The organism is uncultured Amphritea sp., assembly GCF_937127095.1.
Taxonomy (GTDB): Bacteria; Pseudomonadota; Gammaproteobacteria; order Pseudomonadales; family Balneatricaceae; genus Amphritea.
The window spans coordinates 126744-148366 of sequence record NZ_CAKZLP010000054.1 but is presented as its reverse complement, the minus strand read 5'-3'; the positions used below and the strand labels follow the sequence as shown (position 1 = coordinate 148366).

Sequence of the window (21623 nt, the reverse complement as noted above, 5' to 3'; positions counted from 1 at the left end):
AGAGCTACACGTCGCTCGCCAGGCCTTGCCAGGAGGTCGTTCAGTATTTGTTGGTTACATCTATTAAGTTTGTGTGCATCTATGAAACGCCATAGACTATTCTGAAGATGTCTGGACTGCAGATACGGATAATGAGGGCGTTGGATGAAACTGATCATACTGATGGTAGCACTTCTGGTCGTAGGCTTGCTGACCATTCAGCAGATGGCGCCGAACGCTGAGACGTCTGCTGCGCCCGTTGATCTCAATTCCTCGAATTCAAGTCCGCAAATTCCGCAAGTGCCGACCCGGCCTGATCAGGTGAAGCAGTTTGGTGAAGATATGAGTGAGTATATTCAGAGCGAGGCAGCGAAAAGCGCGGCGGCGTTGGAAGAGGCGCAGAAACAATAACCTCTTAATTCTCTAAAATCTCCCTTTTAGCGTCGCGAACTCTGTGTTCTCTCTGGTGTATATTTTCTTCTGTTTAGATTTATAGTTTGTTTGGCCTGCTATGCTTCCCTTATAGCGCGAAATACCGGATGATCCGGTTTCTATGTTGATCTGTATAACTAACATCTATAGGTAACGATTATGATTCAAGTGGGTGATAAAATTCCGGCTGTCAGCGTAAGCACTATCTTCGCTGGCGAAACCTCTGCGGTCAGTACAGAACAACTATTTGCGGATAAGAAAGTTGTGCTGTTTGCGTTGCCAGGTGCGTTTACGCCGACCTGTTCTGCGTCTCATCTGCCGGGTTATATCGTCAAGGCGGATGATATTTTCAGTAAAGGTGTCGATCTGATCGCTTGTCTTTCGGTTAACGATGCGTTTGTCATGAAAGCCTGGGCGGATTCTCAGAATGCTGAACAGATTACCATGGTTGCCGATGGCGGGGCTGATCTGACGAAGGCGCTGGGTCTGGATATGGACAGTGGCTCGTTTGGTGGTATTCGCTCTCGCCGTTACTCGATGATTGTTGAAGATGGTGTGGTGACTGCGTTGAATATTGAAGAGCCGAAAACCTTTGAAGTGAGTAGTGCTGAAGCGATGCTTGAGCTGCTCTGATACAATCCGTTTTATTTAAGTCAGTGAGTACTTTAGGACACCTATGCAAGATGTAATTGATGCACTGCGCGAAGCCAACATCGACGTTGTCACACCGCTGGATCTGCCGGATTTTGATGATGTTGTAGCGGCAGAAGAGGAGATCTGTGTCCCTCTCTATCCTGATTTTAAAGAGTTTCTCCTGACGGTCAGTGATGTGATCTGTGGTTCATTGGAGCCGGTCACGGTGGCTGATCCATTTTCTCATACCCATCTGCCGGAAGTGGCTGCGTATGCCTGGTCGATTGGGCTGTCCCGTGAACACACGCCGATCTGCGCCCATGATGGTGGTTTTTATGCGGTGACCATTGAAGGCGCAGTGGTTTACTGGACGCCGGAGAGTGGTGAGGTCGAGGAGTGGACCACGGTGTGGGAGTGGGCCAGAGAGGTCTGGCTCGTCAGCTAATCGTTTAGATGATAAAAACGGCTCACATGAGCCGTTTTTTTTATGTTGTTTTGAGTGCCAGCTCACGCTGTTCACCGGCTTTGAGTATCAGAATCATACCTGCACCCAGCACTGAGATTGCAGCGGCGATATAGAGGGAATCGGCATAGCTGCCGCCACGGTCGGCGATAATACCGGCAATCGCGGGTGCTGCGATCTGTGCAATGCCGTACAGCAGTGTCAGTTTGCCCATCAGCTTTGCCGGTTTAGTGGGATAGAAACGACCGGCCATCGCCAGCACCAGGCTGACGATACCGATAAAGCTGCCGCCATAGAGCACCGCACTGGTTAACACCACCCAGAGGGTGTCATCCAGCACCGGCAGGATATTACCGACAATCTGGATCAGAAAGGCGATCAGCAGCGCATTCAGCTCGCCCAGTCGGCGGGCAGCTCTATCCCAGAGAATCACTGCAGGGGTGGCGCTCAGGCCGACAAAGATCCAGACGATCTGGCCGTCACCCTGCAGTGCAGGCTGAGCTTCAACAATCGCCACCAGAAAGGTAGCGCTGATCACATAGGCATAACCGGCACAGAAATACATAAGACCGAGTAATACCAGCCAGCGCCGACTCGGAGGGCTGTCCTGTAAGCGCTGCCCCGCAGTCGTCTGATGACTGGTATCCGGGCGCGGTAACCAGCGCCAGGCGGGGATGGCGATCAGGGATCCGATCAGCCCGACGGCCAGCCACTGCTCGTGCCAGTCAAGGTGCCCGATCATCAGCTCGGCGGCTAAACCACTGACGATGATGCCCAGTCCGGCACCGGCATAGTGGATACCCAGTTCAGGCCGGTGACCGTGACGCAGCAGCCAGTTCATAATTAGCCCGGCGCTGATGAGCATGCCGCTGGCACTGCTAAGCCCCGAAAAATATCGCAACACGCCCCAGAGCCAGATGTTATCGGTCAGCGCCATGCCCAGGGTGGTTATCACCGCTGTTATCAGGCCTGCACGGTAGAGCATATCTTTGGTTTTCAGATTGCCAACGGTAGCGGCTAGCAGGGCGCCACACATGTAACCGATGTAGTTGGTTGTCGCCAGATAACCACCGGCCAGATCGCTCAGACCGGCTTCAGTCTGCATTGCCGGCAGCAGGGTGGTATAGCAGAAACGGGCGATACCGATGGTCAGAATCAGGCCAAGCAGACCAGAGCCCAGTACTTTTAGGTGTTGCCTGTCATCGGAAGCTTGCATAGAACACTGACCTTCTTTATTTTTATTTATAAGCGTATATATTAATATTATTCGCTACAAACGAATTATTGAGAATGATTTATTCTCAAATAAAGAACTGTTGATCTGATCGTATGGTGTCTGTGAACTGATTCTGTGGAGGTCATGTTGGAACTGATAGCACTGAAAACCTTTGAAAAAGTAGCGAAAGAGGGGGGGATTCTGGTGGCGGCAAAGCAGATGAATACGGTGCAGTCTAATGTCACCACGCGGATTCAGCGTCTGGAAGAGGAGTTAGGTACTAAGCTCTTCTCACGCAAGGGGCGGGGGCTTGAATTAACCCGGCCGGGTGTGATTCTGCTGGAGTATGCCGAGCAGATTTTGCAGCTGGAGCGGCAGGCGGGGGTGGCCGTCAGGCTGGCAGATAAAGGTGCTGCTGAGATCAAAATCGGCGCGATGGAATCCTTCACTGCAACCCACTTGCCCCAGTTGTTGGGAGCGTTGAGAGAGTGTTGTCCAAAACTGAGGCCGCAGGTCACCGCAACCACCACCGCTGAGTTACTCCGGGCAGTGCTGGAACACCATATTGATTGTGCCTTTGTGGGCGGGCCGATTGAGCATCCCGATCTGATCGTTGTTGATGTCATGACTCAGGAACTGGTTCTGGTGAAACCCCGGACAGTCACCCCGGCGGATAATCTGGTGTTGTTCCGGGAAGGTTGTGTCTATCGGAAAAAAGCGTTGCAGTGGGCGCGGGATTATCAGGATAACCGTTATGGTCTGAGTGAACTGGGGACGCTTGAGGGGATTCTCGGCTGTGTCGCTCAGGGACTGGGAGTCACACTGATGCCACGCAATGTTGTCGAGCTATCGATCTATCGTGATAGCCTGCTTTTTGAAGACCTGCCGGAAGATATCTCTATAGTGCCGACTCAGTTTATCCGTCACCGTAGCACGCCCCGGCTGAAAGTGATTGAGTCGTTGTTTGATTCACTGCGCTGGTTACCTGACCGCGCCGTTAATCAGAGCTGATGTGCTTTGCGGTAGTTGCCTTGATAATCAAAGATTCGTTCCTGCACCCGCCAGAACTGTCCGGACTTGCGGGCGACGACGAAATCCGGGGCGGTAAATAGCTGCGACACGGCTAACACCTCATCGACTGAGTTAAACTGTCGCGGCTGTAAACTCTGGCCAAAACGTCGCCCAAACAGATCATTAAAGCGTTTCCTCGGTTTACTGTTGTGCAGATCGAACAGCTCGCTCAGCTCTTGGCCCTGTTCATCATGATAGATCACTCGGAGTCGGCCGTTTGATTCGGTCATTGATATGCCAGCACAGCGGATCACCCGGGCATCTTTCAGTTTAAGGGCCGCTTTGAGCTGATCATCGGGGTCAATAATAGCGTGACCGCACTGGTGACAGTTACGCGCCGCAATATCATTTTCCGCATTACATTGGGGGCACTCCTTAAAGCGGAAACGATAGTCGCACTGTGCGATTGAACCGTCCCCCGCCTCAACCGTGCCCTGACAGCGTCGGCCAAAATGCTCCAGAATATTGCCCTCTTCATCCGTTTTGCCCCAGAAGATATTGGCAAATTCACAGAGCGGACAGAACACCTGTACCGGCACACTACTGCTATCCGGTTTTGGCTGCCCCACCTCCGGTGCGAACAGGTCGAAACCGTTGCCAGCGTAGTCCATCACCAGGCAATCGACTTTGCTCTCAGCCAGCCTGAGTCCACGGCCGACGATCTGTTGAAACAGGGAGACTGACTGGGTGGGCCGCAGAATGGCGATAAAATCCACATGGGGGGCATCGAAGCCGGTGGTGAGTACGGCAACATTGACCAGATATTTGATCTGTTTCACTTTAAACCGGCTGATCAGCTCATCCCGTTCGGTATTGGCGGTGGCACCGGTGATCAGTGCGGCCTCTCTTTCGGGAAGATAACCGCAGATCTCATGGGCATGTTTGACGGTTGCTGCAAACACCATCACACCTGCTCTTGTTTTAGCCAGGTCCACTATCTGCTCACAGATTGCCCGGGTTACCCGGGGATGGCTCACCAGCAACTGATTCACTTCTGCTTCAGCATAGTTGCCAAATTTATTGGCGTTCAGTAGAGAAAAATCATACTGAGCGATGGGCGCATCGACCATCTTCGGTGGCGTCAGAAAACCCCGTTTAATCATATATTGCAGGGGTAGTTCATAGATACAGTGGGTAAATGGTTTGGGTTCACTGCTGCGGCAAAAGCCCCGATAGTGATAGCGATAGATCCAGCCCATGCCCATGCGGTAGGGGGTTGCGGTTAAACCGAGTAGTTTCAGTTGGGGGTTAAATGTTCTTAGCTGAGCGAAAATCTGTTGATACTGACTGTTTTCATCATCGCTGATACGGTGGCATTCATCGATGATCACCAGAGAGTGCTCTGTGGCAAAGTCCTGCAGGTTGCGGGCGACCGACTGCACGCTGGCGAAGGTGACCTGATGATGACTCTGTTTTTGTTTTAGCCCGGCGGAATAGATTCCACCCTCCAGTCCATAGCTAAGGTATTTATTGTGATTCTGTTCAACCAGCTCTTTTACATGGGCCAGCACCAAAATTTTACGCCGGGCTAATCGAGCCAGTTCGGCGATTACCAGGCTTTTGCCAGCGCCGGTCGGCAGCACAATGACGGCCGCTTCATCGCTGCTGCGAAAATGGCGCAGGGTTGCCTCAACCGCATCCCGCTGATAGTCACGCAGTTGAAAACTACCCGGCATAGAAGTTACCGGGTTTGTATTGAGTGATGGCTAATGGTTTAGCCATTCTGATGGATGGTTTACGGGGTAGCGGCATACGACTATTTTAGCGTGGAATGCACTGATTTAAACGGGCTTTTTTCTTCAGAGTATGAGATATTCCCGCCAACAGAAGAGGGGCGCTCGCATTTTTTTCGATGGCTGAGTTAATTGCGTCTATTCTGAGATAACAACTCAATATTGCAGTGTCTATGACAAAAGAGGAAATGGAGATGGAAATGGATCTATCGTTTATTGATGTTTATGTATTGCCCTGGGCGATTAATATCGTGATGGCAGCGGCTATTTTTATAGTCGGTCGGATGATTGCCAAAGTTCTGGTGAACCTGCTGGGTAAAGCCCTTCGCAAAGGTAAAATGGAAGAGATTCTGGTCAACTTTATCTCCTCCATCGCCAACATTTTGCTGTTGCTGGTCATCATTGTTGCGTCTCTGGACCAACTGGGGGTTGATACTACGTCACTGATCGCTCTGGTAGGTGCCGCAGGTCTGGCGGTTGGTCTGGCATTACAAGGCTCTTTACAGAACTTTGCGGCAGGCGTCATGCTGATTGTATTCCGTCCTTTTAAAGAGGGCGATTTCATTGAAGCAGCAGGCGTTGCCGGTGTTGTTGAGCACATCAGCATTTTCAATACGATTATGCGTACTGGCGATAACAAAGAGGTTATTGTACCCAATGGTAATATCTATAGCGGCGTGATCACTAACTATTCTGCCCGTGATACCCGTCGTGTAGATATGGTGTTTGGTATCGGCTATGGCGATGACCTGAAAAAAGCGAAAGCGCTGCTGGAAGAGATTGTTACCAGCGACGAGCGGGTTCTGAAAGATCCTGCACCGGTTATAGCCGTGTCTGAACTGGGTGATAGTAGTGTTAACTTCGTGGTGCGTCCATGGGTTAAGTCCGGTGACTTCTGGGCGGTGAAGTTTGATACCACTGAGAATGTTAAATTGCGCTTCGATCAGGAAGGGATCTCTATTCCGTTCCCGCAGATGGATGTTCATCAGTACAAACACGAAAGCAAGTAAACCTGCTTTTTTTGAAACAGCCGCATATGCGGCTGTTTTTTTATCTACTCTTTTATCAGTTTCTCTTCTGTTTCGGTTTCAGCATCAAGCGGCTTGTCGATCAATAAACCTGCTTGAATCTGTAGTTTGAGTGCTTCGCTTTCCTGGCGCACCTTCTGGCTTTCAAGGCGATAGCGGAAGATCTCCTGATAGCGATTTTCCAGTCTGCCTTCCAGATCTGCAATCTGCTTATTCAGCATTTTGATGGTCTGCTCATGTTTTTTTATCTTTTTCTGCAGGTTATTAATCAGACCATAACTATGAGTGCCTGTTTCATTGTCATTGATACTCTCTTGTCCCGGCAGGCGCTGCTGATTAAGTTCCGCAACCAGGTGGCTGTATAGCGCTTTCAGATCCGCGGCTTCGCGGGTGTTATAGCGAATACTGCTTTCCATCGCTTTGTGGGCGCTGGCTGAACCAATTGAACCGGCCAGTATATGTTCGAGCATCCGGTGAAACTCCAGTAACTCGATAATGGCGATATGACTCTTACCGGTGACCTGCAGGTCTTCGGTAATCTGAAGCAGGGCGGCTTTGGTTTTATCTTTGCTCAGATAACTTTCTAACAGCGTCTGGGCTTCATTCAGCTTATCATCCAGCGGAATATATCGATCCAGTCCGGTCGGTCGCGCTTTTTGAGTCGATGCCGGTTTCATCGCACAGAGAAACTCAGTGGACAGATTGCGCTCGGCTTTATGTGGGCTGTATAGCAGCGAGCCGAGAATATAAAAGCCGATGTTGACCAGCAGGGTCCAGAAAACGCTATGGGGGATTGAACCGATATCGTCGAAGCCGAACAGGGCCTCGGGTCGCAGCAGGGCAAAGCCAAATAACCCCTCCTTCAGAATTGAGGCCGGGATCCAGCCATTACTGATAAACGCGGGGATCATCAGGGTGTAGATCCACATCAGAAAGCCTGCGAGTAACCCAGACAAAGCACCGGCACTGTTGCCCCGGGTCCAGAATAAGCCGCCTAACAAGGCCGGAGCAAATTGTAGTACTGCGACAAATGAGATCAGCCCTATCGCCACCAGAATATAGGAATCGCTAAACTCGATGGCGAAGCCATAGCTGCCCATTAGAATCAGAGAGGCCAGTAACCAGCGGATCTGCAATAGGAAGGGTTTAATAAAACCACAGGCGGGCACTCTTTCCAGAACAGGCAGAATCAGGTGGTTCGATGCCATTGTCGAGAGGGTCATGGTGGTGACAATGATCATGCCGGTAGCGGCAGAAAATCCGCCAATAAATGCCAGCAGCGTCAGCGCGTTATTCCCCGCCAGTTGTGGCAGTAACAGCACATAGAAGTCTGCTGATTCCTGTGGCAGCCCCATCAGCAGACCACCGGCCGCAATCGGTACCACAAACAGGTTGATCAGAATCATGTACAGCGGCAGCATCCACATGGCTGTTTTTATATGTCTATGATCTGCATTTTCGACCACCGCGACATGGAACATACGCGGCAGGTTCTGAATCGCTGCAAAGCTGAGAACGATGAGTGTCAGCCACATGACACCTGAATTTGCGGTGCCACTGACCTGAATGACCCGCTCGAAACCCTGATCAAATAACCGTTCGGTAATATCATCGAAACCATTAAACAGACCGAAGCTAACAAACAGGCCAACCGTCATAAAGGCGATCAGCTTGACCAGACATTCGACGGCCAGTGCGGTCATCATCCCCTGATGTCGCTCAGTGGGGTCTAAACGACGCATGCCGAACATAATGGTGAAGGCGATCATAAACAGGGTTATCAGCAGGCCGGACAGACCCCACCCCATAGTTGAACTTTCATGATCGGTAATTAGCTGGAATGAGCCAACCACCGCTTTCAGCTGCAGCGCGATATAGGGGAGAATACCGAACAGTGCGATCAGGGTGACCAGCGCGGCAATGCTTTCAGAACGGTTATAACGGGTAGAGATAAAGTCAGCGATGCTGGTGATGCGGAAAACTTCTTTGGCAAATACCATTCGTCGCAGGGTGATCCACCAGAAGGCGATTCCCAGTATTGCGCCCAGATAGACGCCGAGAAACTGCAGACCGGAGCTGGCGGCAAACCCCACACTGCCATAAAAGGTCCAGGAGGTATGATACACCGCCAGTGAGAGACCGTAGACCCAGGGGCCACTAAGGCCGTTGCCGCGCGTCTCTATCCGCCGTTCAACTAATTGTGCGATACCGAAAAGTACCGCCATGTACAACGTAATCGTGAGAATAACGGTGAGAGTGCTAAACATCCTGATCCTTACTCTAACAACTCGGTTTATAAATCAGATAGTTAAGCTATAGCTGGCTTAGCTTCTCAGGTCAATTAAAGGTTACCCAAAAATTCATTCCGGCGGCGTAGGGTGATTATCCGGGCCAGGCTTATGGTCACTGCAACAGGCCGGTGGCACCGGGTCGTAGCCACCCGGGTGGCCGGGATGACACTTGCCAATGCGTTTAATAGCCAACCAGAAGCCTTTGAGGACTCCGTGGGTTTCGATCGCTTCCATTGCATACGCTGAGCAGGTTGGATAGAACCTGCAGTTCGGCCCGAGAAACGGGCTAATCAGGTATTGGTAGGTGCGAATGAGAAAAATAAAACAGCGTCTTAGCATCATGGCGTAAGTGTAGCGCTGTGGGGATGGGTGGGACAAGAAAAAGCCGCGACTGACGCGGCTTTGATCGATAATATTCAGTGTATCAGAGATGCTCTTCTGCGTATTCTGCCAGCCTTGAACGGAAGATCCCTTCCAGGTGAACAGTTGCCGAGCCTTCAAACCCTTTAAATCGCTCGACCACATAGGTCAGACCTGAGGTGAGCGCGGTCAGATAATTAGAGTCGATCTGGGCGAGGTTGCCCAAGCAGATCATCTTACTGTCCTTGCCACAACGGGTGAGGATTGTTTTTAACTGCTGAGGTGTCAGGTTTTGCGCCTCATCAATCAGCACTACTGCATTCTGAATACTGCGTCCACGGATAAAGTTAAGTGATTTAAACTGGATATTGGCCTTTTCAATCGCATATTTAACACTGCTCTGCGGACGCTCATCACCTTCATGCATCGCTTCCAGGTTATCAAGGATTGAGCTGAGCCAGGGCGTCATCTTCTCCTCTTCGGTGCCCGGCAGGAAGCCGATATCTTCAGCCACTGGCGGGGTAGAGCGGGTCACAATAATCTTGTTGAAACGCCCCTCTTCAATCACCATCTCCAGGGCGCAGGCCAGTGCGATCAGGGTTTTACCTGAGCCCGCTGCTCCATTTAGCAGGCAGAGATCGATATCAGGGTCCTGAATCGACTGCATGGCAAACGCCTGGTAGATGTTGATAGGGTGGATGCCCCAGCACTCCTGCTGCATCAGCTTTTCGTAACCGAGATCTTTCAATATGATCTCTTCATGGTTAACCGATACCACCCGTGCGGCAAAGTCTTTTGAATCATCATAGATATACTGACAGGGATAGGTATCCGGCAGCAGATCAGGGCTGACTTTATGATAAGTGGCAGCGCCTTCCTGATAACTTTTGACCTTGTCGACCTTTTCCCAGAAGTTACCCTCAATATGGAAATGCCCGGACGGTAGCAGCTCCAGATCGGACACCAGCTGGTCTTTACGATAATCCTCTACTTTTTGCAGTCCTGCGCCCATTGCTTTAAGGCGCATGTTGATATCTTTAGTAACGAGAATAATTTCGCGATGGGGGTCGCTGCCCTGCAGGTGCAGAGCGCAGTTGATAATATGGTTGTCGTTATTCTTATTGTCAGGGAGAAAACCCTGACGGGTGGTGAGTTCGTGATCGGGGAAAATACTCAGTTTACCCAGTCGGGTGGTATCTTCGGTTCCGGGAACCTTGATCTGTACCCCTTTGAGTATCTGGGATGGTGTGGCGGCACTGAGGATATTATCAATCGCGCGAATGACGTGTCTGGCTTCCTGAGCGACGCTCTGTTTACGGTCCTTGATGCTGTCCAGTTCTTCCAGGACGGTCATCGGTATAGCGACATCCTGCTCCTTAAATTCGTAAAGGCAGTTTGGGTCGTGCAGTAAAACGTTGGTATCGAGGATATAGAGCTTATCAGCACTCATACTGGTTTCCTTCTCGAGCCGACTCATATATTGACACAGTAACCGTTAAAAAACTTTCGGCCTGTATAGTTAGTTAAGCAGAAGTTGGCGTAGGATTAAACCCATGTGTCACCATTTTTAAGGAGTGGGGTTGTGCAGTATCAGAATATTGTGATTCTAACCGGTGCTGGAATATCAGCTGAATCAGGAATAAGGACGTTTCGCGCAGCGGATGGTTTGTGGGAAAACCACCGAATTGAAGATGTTGCTACCCCTGAAGCATTTGCCCGTGACCCTGAGCTGGTGCACCAGTTTTATAACCAGCGGCGGGAGCAATTGCTGCTGCCGGATATCCGCCCTAATCCTGCGCATCTGGCGCTGGCCAAGTTGGAACAGGCGTTTACCGGGCAGCAACTGCTGCTGGTGACCCAGAATATCGATAACCTGCATGAGCGGGCCGGCAGTAAAAATCTGATCCATATGCATGGTGAACTGTTGAATTTGCGCTGTACCACGTCCGGTCAGGTGTTTACCAATCACCAGGCGGTGGGGCCCGACGCCCGGTGTGGCTGCTGTGATCATGTGGGAACCCTGAGACCGGATATCGTCTGGTTTGGCGAGATGCCGCTGCAGATGGAACTGATCTACGATGCGTTGGAACGCTGTGATCTGTTTATCTCAATCGGAACTTCCGGCCATGTCTATCCGGCTGCAGGTTTTGTTGAAGTGGCTAACAGCGTAGGGGCTGAAACGGTTGAAATTAATCTTGAACCTTCAAAGAAACAGTCGGCATTTGATCGCCATATTTATGGCCCTGCCAGCCAGGAAGTGCCCCTGTTTGTTCAAAGTTTAATCAGTAGTTAATTCTTTTTTATCAACAGGTTAATGGTGTACTGTCGAGAATTTAACTATATTGTAACCTGAGCTTTATATTTTTTAGACGGGTCAGGTGATTTAACGAATGACTCGCTAAGCCCTGTGTACAGCCGGAAACTGTTTCTGCGCTGGGGTGTTGATTAGAGGGGCAAGACCATGATGACAGAACAATTTGTAAGCGCGAATATTACGCCACTGGATAGTCTGGATACACTTTCACCCTTCGAGGTTGCAAAACTTCAGGACCGCAATGAGGCGGGTTTATATCCACTTTTTCGCCAGTGCGCTCTGGCGGTGCTTAACTGTGGCAGTGAACTGGACAGCACCAAGCAGGTGCTGGAAAAGCATAAGAATTTCGATATCCGGGTTAGTCAGAAACACCGCGGCGTGCAGCTGGAACTGATCAATGCGCCTGCCAGCGCGTTTGTCGATGGTGAGATTATTCAGGGTATCCGTGAGCATCTGTTTTCTGTTTTACGGGATCTGCTCTACGTCGGCGATGAGCTGGATAAATGCTGTGATGGTCTGCTGGAGGGTGAACAGATTACCAATATGGTGTTCCACATTCTAAGGCACGCCAAAGCGATAGAACCCCATGTGAAACCCAATCTGGTGGTCTGCTGGGGTGGTCATTCGATCGGCCGGGAAGAGTATATCTACACCAAACAGGTGGGTTATGAGCTCGGCTTACGTGGCATGAGCGTCTGTACCGGTTGTGGCCCGGGTGCGATGAAGGGGCCGATGAAAGGTGCCACTATCGCCCATGCTAAGCAACGTATCAGCGATGCCCGCTATGTGGGTATATCGGAGCCGGGCATCATTGCCGCGGAGTCACCCAACCCGATCGTTAACGAACTGATCATCATGCCGGATATTGAAAAGCGGCTGGAAGCGTTTGTCCGCCTGGGTCATGGCATCATTGTGTTCCCCGGCGGTGCGGGTACAGCCGAAGAGATTCTCTACATGCTGGGTATCCTGCTGCATGAGCGTAACATCGCCTGTCCGTTCCCGCTGATCTTTACCGGTCCTGCCGGCAGTGAAGCCTATTTTGAGACGGTGGACCGGTTTATCCGTTCGACTTTAGGTGAGCGGGCCGCCTCTCTCTATGAGATTGTGGTCGGTGACCCGTATGAGGTAGCGGTGAAGATGAAGGCGGGACTTGAGCGGGTGACGGTTTATCGTAAAGCGACCGGCGAATCGTTCCACTTTAACTGGCAGCTGTATATCCCTTCAGAGTTTCAGCAGCCGTTTGAACCCACTCATGAAAATATGGCGGGGCTTAACCTGAACCATGATCAGCCCGATTACCTGTTGGCCGCCACGTTGCGAAAAGCCCTCTCCGGGATCGTTGCCGGTAACGTAAAAGCGCCGGGCATTCGTGCGATTGAAGAGTTTGGTCCGTTTGAGCTCAGGGGCGAACCGGCCCTGGTGAATGAACTGGATGTGTTGTTATCCTCCTTCGTATTACAGCGACGCATGAAGATCGACTATGAGGAGTATTCACCCTGTTATCGACTGGTGCAGGCGGAAATCGCCTGACGCCTTTTAGCGGTGATGAGTTACCTGTGGTCGAATCAGCTACACATCGTTTGCTGGGTAAAACTGAGCAGATAGTTAGGTCCGCCGGCCTTTGGACCGGTGCCTGACAACCCCGATGAGGCAAACCGTGGCCAACGGCAAAAACTGTCGTTCAGGTTTCGTCTGATGCTGATATTGCCAGGTCGTAGTTGCTGGCAGAGAGCGTTAATGGCCTCGTTGTCAGAGGAGTGGATGTGCAGTGACAATCCATATTCGCTGCGGTTGATCTCTTCCGCAATCCGCTCAGGATTATCTTTCTGATAGCGGATGATATGCAGAATCGGGCCAAAATATTCACCACTCAGTTCATCGATGGAGTGCAGACGAATCAGAGTGGGCGCGACAAAATAGCCCGTATCATGCTGATGGCTCAGCTCCCCTTCAAACAGTAGTCTGCCATGGGCTCTGCAGTGTTCTATATGGCCATGTTGTGCCTGAAGCGCATGATTATCGATCACCGGTCCCAGATCGGTGTCCGGTTCGCGGGGGTCTCCAATCTTCAGCGTATGGATAGCCTCAATCAGCATGGTTTCAATCGGATCTGCGATATCTTCCTGCAGATAGAGCACCCGGAGTGCGGAACAGCGTTGTCCGGCGCTATTGAATGCGGATTCGATGACATCTCTGACGACCTGTTCCGGAGGTACACTGCTATCAACGATCATCGCACTCAGGCCGCCGGTTGCCGTAATAAAAGGCACTGTCGGCGCGTTTTCCCGGTGTGCCAGTTGTCGGGCGATAATGTTGGCACTGAAATTTGACCCGGTAAAGGCGATGCCGCAGAGGCGAAAATCCTTGATCAGCGGTTCATCGATCTCATCACTGCTGCCGGGTAACAGGGCGAGGGCGTCGCTGGCTACCCCCGCCTCCAACAGCAATTCGGCAGCACGGTAGGCGATCAGTGGTGTGCTGTTGGCGGGTTTAGCGATCACCACGTTGCCTGCCAAGAGTGCTGCGACGACCTGACCGGTCCAGGTTGCCAGGGGGAAACTCCAGGGGCTGATACACATAAAGATTCCCCGGCCCTGGTGAATCAGGGTATCTGCTGCACCCGCCAGCGAGACTATCGGTTGTGGCGATAACTGGCTGACCGCCTGTTCGGCGTAGATATGGCACAGATCAACCGTTTCACGGATCTCATTCAATGCATCCCGCAGGGTCTTACCCGCTTCACGAATAGAAAGCGCGACCAGCTCTTCACGATGCTGTTCCAGCAGGTCAGCAAAGCGGTTGATAATCATCGCCCGTTCAGCCACGGGTTGCTTATTCCAGCGAATAAATCCGGCCCGGGTGACAGTGTAGGCTTCCCGCACATCTTCGATGGTGCTGCGAAACAGTTCCCCGGTTTGCAGGCTCAGGTTAAAGGGTGAAACCGTTATTTCAGCCGGGCGGGATCGCACCGGCTCACCATTGATCAGCGGTGCCGCCAGCCATTGCTTATCCCCAAAAGCCGCAATTTTATCCAGCAGCCGCTGGCGCTGTAACTGTGAGTCCAGAATGACACCGGTTGGGCGTTTATTGCTGATTGACTGGTGTATAACGGCATCGCTGTCGGCAGCACTTTCACCTAACCTGCGTGTCAGATAGGCAGGCAGTTGCGGTTGTTCACCTAGGGGAGCATAAAGCCGTTGCTGAACCGGGCGGTTATGAACCCTGACTCCGCTGAAAAGGGTTTCCTCTGAGCCCTGCTGTCTTTGCAGTTCGACTGTTTTATTGCTCTGTTCTGCGATAGCTATAACCTGTTCAATGGTTGGATTGTCGTGACTGGCAAATTGAGGCGCCAATAACGGGCAATGGTCGCTGAGCAGGTAGCGGGCGCACAGCTGATATGACAGGTCGGTTGCCTGCTTTTGCGTATACACCGGATAACCGGGCAGCCCTTGTATATCTGCCTGTGTTATATCCCCGTCCCGGTAACTGCCTTTTACCAGCCTCACCGGTATAGAGGTTTGCCGCTCATCTGCTATAAAGCTTAACCAGCCAAGGATCGGCATGGCTCGTTTCGAGTAAGCCTGCACGGTTATTCCCAGCCCACCCCATCCCCGGCAGAGATCGCTACGTAATAGCTTTTCAAACACCTGAAGCGTCAGTTCCTGACGGCTGGACTCTTCCGCTTCGATCATCAGTGAAATGTTTTCAGATCGGGCAATGATCAGCAGATGCAGCATCCTTTGGGTGAGTTCCTCAATAACGCTGGCAGATTTGAGTGGCTCGAAGCGGGGATGCAGGGCAGATAGTTTGATCGATAATGATGGTGTCGGGCGCTCTTCAGCGTGTTGCACAGCTATCGCTTTTATCGCGTCGAGACAATGATTGAAATGCTGTCGGGCGGCCTCTGCGGAGACTGCATTCTCGCCTAAAATATTGAAGTCGCAGGTCAGTTTGTCTGACCTGTTGTTCATCCGTTGCAGGCCCTGATGGATATCGGGGCTGAAGATAATCTGCTCTCTGAGGGCTTTGACGGCCTGGGTCAGTGCATCATGGATGATGGCAAAGTCGATCCGCTCAACCAGTTCACTGAATATCACTGCGGCGTCGGTTTCCAGGGTTACTCGCTTGGCAGTGATTCCCTGTTGCCAGAGGCTTGTTCGCTGAATATCGGCACGGTTATGGGCAAAGTAGGTGGGCCAGTGTGTCGTGCTGAGTCGTGTGTCTATCTGATGGCTAATACTCTGTTGATTGGGCAGATGCAGGAGGTGTTCGGCGAGTGACAGCAAAACCAATCTCTCTTCATCGCGTATTCCTCCCCGTATAGCGAATGTGTTCTCAAGCTGAAGGGTAACAGTGTGACCGCTGAACGGGTTGTCCGTCAGTTGTAGCGGTGGCTCATTATGTTTTGGCGAGAGTTCAGCCAGTTGGGTTATCAGCTCCTCTTCATCAGCACAGTAGTATGCAGGGATATTATTCCACAGCTGCGCAACGCTCCATTTAACCTGTTGATCAGAGAAATATAGTGAGAGAGGGAACATAACAGATCCTGCTGTTAGTTAACTTAACTGAATCAAATAATAGTCAGAGGATGATGGAAGGGGAAACTATCTATTCCTGGTGTGTCTCAGAATGGTGAGGCTAAATGCGATCGGTTTACTATTTGGAAAATAAAAGAGCCCGCTGCCAATGTCAGCGGGCTCTGGCTTATACTGTCGGTTTTGTTTGTGGAGCCGTATCAGATCCGCTCAAACAGAGCCGCAATACCCTGACCGCCACCAATACACATGGTGACAACGGCGTAGCGACCGCCACTGCGTTGCAGTTCGTACAGCGCTTTTACGGTAATGATGGCACCGGTTGCGCCAATAGGGTGGCCCAGAGAGATACCACTGCCGTTGATGTTAACCTTCTCCAGCGGTAGTTCAAGATCGCGACAGACCGCCAGAGCCTGAGCAGCAAACGCTTCGTTGACCTCCCATACATCGATATCCGTTGTGGACAGCTCATTATCGGCCAGCAGTTTACGTACTGCCGGAACCGGGCCGATACCCATATATTTTGGTTCAACCCCGGCAAAACTGTAACCAACCAGCCGGGCCATCGGTTTCAAACCTTTTGCCTGAGCTGTTTCAGCGGCCATCAGGGTGACAGCTGCTGCCGCATCATTCAGACCGGAAGCGTTACCGGCGGTGACGCTGCCATCCTTCTTGAACGCCGGACGCAGTTTAGACATATCATCGATGGTGCAGCCATAACGCAGGTGCTCATCGGTATCGAACAGGGTGACGCCTTTACGCGACTTCAGTTCAATAGGAATGATCTGCTCTTTAAACCGGCCCTCGGTAATAGCGCGTTCAGCGTTGTTATGGCTCATCACGGCCAGGGCATCCTGGTCTTCACGGCTGATCTGCCATTTTTCAGCGATGTTTTCCGCGGTAATACCCATATGGGTGTTATCAAATGGACAGGTCAGTGCACCCACCATCGCATCCACGATTGCTGTATCCCCCATACGCTGGCCAAAGCGTGCTGTTGGCATCCAGTATTGCGACTGGCTCATCACTTCTGCGCCACCGGCTACGGCTGCATCGCAGACACCCAGCTCAATCTGTTGTGTCGCGGAGATAATGGCCTGCAGGCCACTACCGCATAAGCGGTTCATAGTCACGGCAGGGGTTTCAACTGGCAGACCACCGTTGACGGCGGCGACCCGGCCCAGATACATGTCACGACGCTCTGTGTGAATCACATTACCAAAGATACTATGACCGAAATCTTCAGGTGCTGCACCTGAGCGGGCTACCGCTTCGCGAACACAGGTGCTGGCCAGGTCACAAGGCGTCTGAGACTTAAGGCTGCCACCAAAACCACCAATCGCTGTGCGTACGCCGCTCAGTACGACTACTTCTCTTTTGCTCATAGTTGAGTCCTATATATTAGCTGTTTGTTTTTATTGTTATTATTTGAAATGTAGTGCAGTCAGGTGAGATAACTTATCACTGGTCGGCACTAAAGGCTCTAGCCAATTAGTGAAACATTTATAACAATTTCGCTTTTTTAATCCTTTTCTGAGAAATATCGATGCAGCTGCTATTTGATATCGTCATCCCTGTTTTTATCCTCATGGCTTTGGGCTGGCTGTGCCGTCGTACTGGCTTGTTGGAAGAGTCCAGTGCCGCGGCCCTGAACCGCTTTGTTTATTACATCGCTGTGCCTGCTTTGATGTTTACCTCGACCGCTGCGGTGGATATCGAGTCGGTGCTGCAATGGGATTTTATCGCAGTCTATTTGGGAGGTTCTGTTGTTGCGATCTGCGTCGCGTTTTTGGGCTGGCGCAGGATGCAGCTTTCGTCGCCGCTGGACTGGACGGTGGTTGCCCTTAACTCTGCCTGGGCTAATACCGTCTATATGGGGGTGCCGATCTTCTACTTTATCTTTGGTGAGCAGGGGACGTTGCCGGTGATCATCGCGACGCTGTCCAGTAACCTTCTTTTTATCCTGGTGCTGGCGCTGATGTCAGAGTTGCAGAACAGTGAGGGTGGTGTGCTGGCAAAACTAAAAACGTTGCTATTTCAAGCCCTGCTTAAAAACCCGGTGATGATGGCACCGTTGCTGGGGATGCTGGTATCCATCAGCGGTATAACCCTTCCACCCATGATTTTAACGCCGATGGAGATGCTGGCACCTTCCGCCGCTCCGGTAGCGTTATTTGCGCTGGGGATATCACTCAGTGGGCTGGAGGTTCGCGGCGGAAGTTTTGAGCTGGTCTGGCTGACGTTGGTGAAGCTGGTAGTGCACCCACTGGCAACGTTCGGTCTGGCATTGTTATTTGCGTTAGAGCCTTTCTGGGGCGCCAGTGCGGTAGTTCTTGCAGCGCTACCCACCGGGGCCATGGTGTTTGTTTTAGCGCAGCAATATAACACCCGGGTGACACTGACATCAGCAACGATTATGGTTACAACCCTGGTGTCTTTGATTACCCTGGCAGTGCTGCTGCCGTTGATGAAGCAATGGGGTGGGTAGCTGTTATGGATGGCTATTATGGAGAGCAATATGAAGTGTCATAAAGTAGATTACGAAATTATTGGAAATTCGATGCCGATGCTGGAAGTGGAGCTCGACCCGGGTGAAACGGTGATCGCGGAAGCGGGCTCCATGAACTATATGGAAGAGGATATCGGGTTTGAAACCAAGATGGGGGATGGTGCTGACCCTGAACAGGGGATGTTCTCAAAATTGTTTTCCGCCGGTAAACGGATGATCACCGGTGAGTCTCTGTTTATGACGCACTTTTCAAACACTGGTGGACGGAAACGCAAAGTAGCTTTTGCCGCGCCCTATCCGGGGATGGTGGTACCCATCGATATGTCCCTGACCGGTGAGAGACTCTATTGTCAGAAAGATGCCTTTCTTTGTGCGGCGTTGGGTACACGGTTGTCCGTCGCTTTTTCGCGCAAGCTTGGCGCAGGTTTTTTCGGTGGCGAAGGCTTTATTCTGCAGAAGCTGGAAGGTGACGGCATGGCCTTTATTCAGGCGGGCGGCACCGTGGTGAGAAAAGAGCTGAATAACGAAACGTTACGCATCGATACCGGGTGTCTGGTGGGTTTTAGCGAGGGCATCGAATATGACATCGAAATGGTCAAAGGGCTTAAGTCGATGTTCCTTGGGGGTGAAGGTCTGTGGCTGGCGACACTCTCCGGGACCGGCAGTGTCTGGGTTCAGAGTCTGCCGTTCTCCCGCCTTGCAGACCGCATTATTGCAGCAGCACCTGCTATCGGAGGAGATCAGAAGGGCGAGAGCTGAGCAGAAATGTAGCGGGGACTGTCTTAAGGCATAAAATGGTGTGTTTTTGATGTCGTTTTTATGACTTTTTGCCTCAACAAAGGTATATTTCACCGATGTTTCTTGTCGTGAATTTTTGGTTTGCCGGTCATGCTGCGTAAAAAGCTGCTTATTACATTAACAACTGCTCAGGGATCGCGGCAGTATACTCTTGGCCAGCTGGCCAGATATCTGCTTGCCCTTTTTTTGCTGATGTCGGTCTGCAGTTTCTTTATTTCAAACCTGTTACTGGTAAAAACCACTGACGAACTTGATAACCTGGAGCAGGGGATCGACTCGTTAGCCAGTCAGTATGAGATGACGCTGGGTACGACAGAGCTGCAGAAAGGACAGCTTGACCAGCTCTCTACTACCCTGCAGGATCTGAAGGTTGAACGGGATCAGTTGCAGGAAGAAAATCTCCGTATCGGTGAGTTGAATGAAACCCTGGACGCCAGTCTCTATGGTCTTGAGGACCTGCTGGGGCTGCCTCCGTCTGAGAAGATGACTTCGGACCGGGCGGATGCGCTAACCGTGATGACCAACCAGCGTCTGTTCTTCCTCAGTGTTCTGCCGAATGGCGAACCGACACAGGGCGTGCGGATAACAGATGGCTTTGGCATGCGGATGCATCCGATCCACAAAAAACGGGTTAGCCACAACGGTATAGACTTTAAAGCTGACATTGGAACACCGGTATACGCAACGGCTGATGGCGCTGTGGAATATGCAGGCAATCACAAAGCGAGCGGTTTTGGTAAGCTGATCATATTGCAGCACGCGCTGGGGTTTAAAACGTATTACGCACATCTGAGTAATGTGAAAGTTAGCAGCGGCACATTTGTCAGTAAGGGGCAGTTGATCGGTCTGACAGGTAATTCCGGCACCTCTACCGGCCCTCATCTGCATTATGAAGTTCGTTATCTGTTCAGACCGATTGATCCGGCGCCTTTTGTGGCGTGGAATATAAGTAATTTCGATTCACTGTTTTCAGAAGTAAAAGGTGTGAAATGGGCTTCTTTACAAAAAATGTACCCGCTAAATCAGGCGTTGCAAACAGCTCAGCAATAACCATTATTGCTGAGGGCAATAAGTTCAGCGGTGATATGAGTATCATCGGACGGATGCATATTGATGGTACATTTGAGGGTAATATTTCCTCGCTGGATAACATCTCTATTGGTAAAAGTGGCCATGTACACGGGGTGGTAAAAGCGAATCAGATTACCGTATGCGGCTTGCTAGAGGGTGAGGTTGTCTGCGATCAGCTAGAGATTGATCGCGGTGGTAAAGTCGTGGCAACCGTCATCAGTAAAATTATGGCCATTCACCCGGAAGGTAACTTTATTGGTGAGCGGCGGATGAAAGAGGTCGGTGTGTTAGAACATGCGCCTCAGATGGAATCTGGCATTGATGCGATCGACTCTCTGCCTGACAAAGTAACGATTAAAGCGGAAAAGGAATCTGCATAAGCGATGTGTGAACTGCTTGGCATGAGTGCCAATGTCCCGACCGATATTTGCTTTAGCTTCAGCGGGCTGATGCAACGCGGTGGTGAAACAGGGCCTCACAAAGATGGTTGGGGTATCGCTTTTTATGTGGGCAAGGGCTTGCAGGTTTTTCATGATCCGGCGCCCAGCTGTCAGTCGGAAATAGCACAGCTGATTAAAAATCATCCTATCAAAAGTAAAACCGTTATCAGCCATATTCGTCAGGCTAATGTCGGCAGTATCTGCCTGGAAAACACCCATCCGTTTACCCGTGAACTCTGGGGCTATCACTGGACCTTTGCTCATAATGGCCAGCTGGATCCCCGACTGTTTGATCTGCCGCTAAACTACTACCGTCCAGTGGGTACCACCGACAGCGAATACGCTTTCTGCTGGCTGCTGGGTCAGGTGAGAGAGCGGTTTCCCCAGCGGCCTGATAATTTCTCTGAAGTGATTGAGCTGATCCACTGCTGCTCTGATCAGTTAAGAGAGCTGGGGGTGTTCAATATGTTAATGACGGAATCGGAATATCTGTTAGCATACTGCTCGACCAAGTTGTCATGGATTACCCGCCGGGCGCCGTTTGGTCGGGCCAGACTCACCGATGAAGAACTGACCGTAGACTTTTGCAAACAGACTACACCCAACGATATAGTAACGGTGATCACCACTGAACCGCTGACTAAGAATGAGCACTGGCGTAAACTGCAAACCGGTGAGCTGATCGTTTTTCGTGAAGGCGTTCAACAGCCCCTCAGCCGGTGCTTTGGTCACGCCTGATTTAAACCATCT

The 21623-nt window shown here is 51.2% G+C and carries 19 protein-coding genes; 12 read left to right on the top strand and 7 right to left on the bottom strand.

The window, feature by feature from the left end:
- Positions 1 to 144 precede the first annotated feature (144 nt).
- The 3 genes from Q0499_RS12390 (at position 145) to Q0499_RS12380 (ending at position 1489) form a co-directional block, all read left to right on the top strand.
- Positions 145 to 390, top strand: coding sequence for a hypothetical protein (locus tag Q0499_RS12390; protein WP_299199811.1), 246 nt, complete (start codon positions 145 to 147; stop codon positions 388 to 390).
- A gap of 180 nt (positions 391 to 570) precedes the next feature.
- Entirely contained in the window at positions 571 to 1044 is a 474-nt protein-coding gene (locus tag Q0499_RS12385) for a peroxiredoxin (RefSeq protein WP_299199810.1), read from the top strand.
- A 43-nt stretch (positions 1045 to 1087) separates the two neighbouring features.
- Positions 1088 to 1489: an SMI1/KNR4 family protein gene (locus Q0499_RS12380; protein WP_299199809.1), complete on the top strand. Its 402-nt coding sequence runs from the start codon at positions 1088 to 1090 to the stop codon at positions 1487 to 1489.
- A gap of 40 nt (positions 1490 to 1529) precedes the next feature.
- Here the strand turns inward: Q0499_RS12380 and Q0499_RS12375 are convergent, their stop codons facing one another.
- Positions 1530 to 2723: a YbfB/YjiJ family MFS transporter gene (locus Q0499_RS12375; protein ID WP_299199807.1), complete on the bottom strand. Its 1194-nt coding sequence runs from the start codon at positions 2721 to 2723 to the stop codon at positions 1530 to 1532.
- A 147-nt stretch (positions 2724 to 2870) separates the two neighbouring features.
- Here Q0499_RS12375 and Q0499_RS12370 point away from each other — a divergent pair, with 147 nt between their 5' ends.
- Positions 2871 to 3734, top strand: a complete 864-nt coding sequence (locus tag Q0499_RS12370) for a LysR substrate-binding domain-containing protein (RefSeq protein WP_299199805.1) — start codon at positions 2871 to 2873, stop codon at positions 3732 to 3734.
- On the opposite strand, the gene Q0499_RS12365 is transcribed toward Q0499_RS12370, so the two are convergent.
- Positions 3725 to 5470, bottom strand: a complete 1746-nt coding sequence (locus Q0499_RS12365) for a DEAD/DEAH box helicase (RefSeq protein WP_299199803.1) — start codon at positions 5468 to 5470, stop codon at positions 3725 to 3727. The genes Q0499_RS12370 and Q0499_RS12365 overlap by 10 nt on opposite strands.
- A gap of 257 nt (positions 5471 to 5727) precedes the next feature.
- Between Q0499_RS12365 and Q0499_RS12360 the strand changes: the two genes are divergently transcribed.
- Entirely contained in the window at positions 5728 to 6537 is an 810-nt protein-coding gene (locus Q0499_RS12360; protein WP_299200203.1) for a mechanosensitive ion channel domain-containing protein, read from the top strand.
- 44 nt (positions 6538 to 6581) lie between these two features.
- Here the strand turns inward: Q0499_RS12360 and Q0499_RS12355 are convergent, their stop codons facing one another.
- The 3 genes from Q0499_RS12355 to Q0499_RS12345 all read right to left on the bottom strand — a co-directional run bounded on the left by Q0499_RS12355 (position 6582) and on the right by Q0499_RS12345 (position 10656).
- On the bottom strand, positions 6582 to 8822 hold the full coding sequence (locus tag Q0499_RS12355; RefSeq protein WP_299199800.1) for a hypothetical protein: 2241 nt from the start codon (positions 8820 to 8822) through the stop codon (positions 6582 to 6584).
- Between the two features lie 93 nt (positions 8823 to 8915).
- On the bottom strand, positions 8916 to 9185 hold the full coding sequence (yidD, locus tag Q0499_RS12350) for a membrane protein insertion efficiency factor YidD (protein ID WP_299200201.1): 270 nt from the start codon (positions 9183 to 9185) through the stop codon (positions 8916 to 8918).
- Positions 9186 to 9270: 85 nt separating this feature from the next.
- Positions 9271 to 10656, bottom strand: coding sequence for a PhoH family protein (locus tag Q0499_RS12345; RefSeq protein WP_299199798.1), 1386 nt, complete (start codon positions 10654 to 10656; stop codon positions 9271 to 9273).
- Positions 10657 to 10788: 132 nt separating this feature from the next.
- Between Q0499_RS12345 and cobB the strand changes: the two genes are divergently transcribed.
- Positions 10789 to 11499 (top strand): Sir2 family NAD+-dependent deacetylase, encoded by a 711-nt coding sequence (cobB, locus tag Q0499_RS12340; RefSeq protein ID WP_299199796.1) that lies wholly within the window; start codon positions 10789 to 10791, stop codon positions 11497 to 11499.
- Between the two features lie 168 nt (positions 11500 to 11667).
- Positions 11668 to 13050: a nucleotide 5'-monophosphate nucleosidase PpnN gene (ppnN, locus tag Q0499_RS12335; RefSeq protein ID WP_299199794.1), complete on the top strand. Its 1383-nt coding sequence runs from the start codon at positions 11668 to 11670 to the stop codon at positions 13048 to 13050.
- 35 nt (positions 13051 to 13085) lie between these two features.
- On the opposite strand, the gene Q0499_RS12330 is transcribed toward ppnN, so the two are convergent.
- A complete protein-coding gene (locus Q0499_RS12330) occupies positions 13086 to 16058 on the bottom strand; it encodes an L-glutamate gamma-semialdehyde dehydrogenase (RefSeq protein WP_299199792.1) in 2973 nt (990 codons plus the stop codon).
- A gap of 197 nt (positions 16059 to 16255) precedes the next feature.
- Positions 16256 to 17440, bottom strand: a complete 1185-nt coding sequence (locus Q0499_RS12325) for an acetyl-CoA C-acyltransferase family protein (RefSeq protein ID WP_299199790.1) — start codon at positions 17438 to 17440, stop codon at positions 16256 to 16258.
- 161 nt (positions 17441 to 17601) lie between these two features.
- On the opposite strand from Q0499_RS12325, the gene Q0499_RS12320 reads away from it, so the two are divergent.
- The 5 genes from Q0499_RS12320 (at position 17602) to Q0499_RS12300 (ending at position 21611) form a co-directional block, all read left to right on the top strand.
- Positions 17602 to 18543 carry an AEC family transporter gene (locus Q0499_RS12320; RefSeq protein WP_299199788.1) on the top strand — a complete coding sequence of 314 codons (942 nt, stop codon included), beginning with the start codon at positions 17602 to 17604 and terminating at the stop codon, positions 18541 to 18543.
- Positions 18544 to 18573: 30 nt separating this feature from the next.
- Entirely contained in the window at positions 18574 to 19323 is a 750-nt protein-coding gene (locus Q0499_RS12315; RefSeq protein WP_299199785.1) for a TIGR00266 family protein, read from the top strand.
- Positions 19324 to 19452: 129 nt separating this feature from the next.
- Positions 19453 to 20412, top strand: coding sequence for a peptidoglycan DD-metalloendopeptidase family protein (locus Q0499_RS12310; protein WP_299199783.1), 960 nt, complete (start codon positions 19453 to 19455; stop codon positions 20410 to 20412).
- Positions 20352 to 20813, top strand: coding sequence for a polymer-forming cytoskeletal protein (locus Q0499_RS12305; protein WP_299199781.1), 462 nt, complete (start codon positions 20352 to 20354; stop codon positions 20811 to 20813). The genes Q0499_RS12310 and Q0499_RS12305 overlap by 61 nt, the downstream gene beginning before the upstream one ends.
- 3 nt (positions 20814 to 20816) lie before the next feature.
- Positions 20817 to 21611, top strand: coding sequence for a class II glutamine amidotransferase (locus tag Q0499_RS12300; protein ID WP_299199779.1), 795 nt, complete (start codon positions 20817 to 20819; stop codon positions 21609 to 21611).
- Positions 21612 to 21623: the final 12 nt, after the last annotated feature.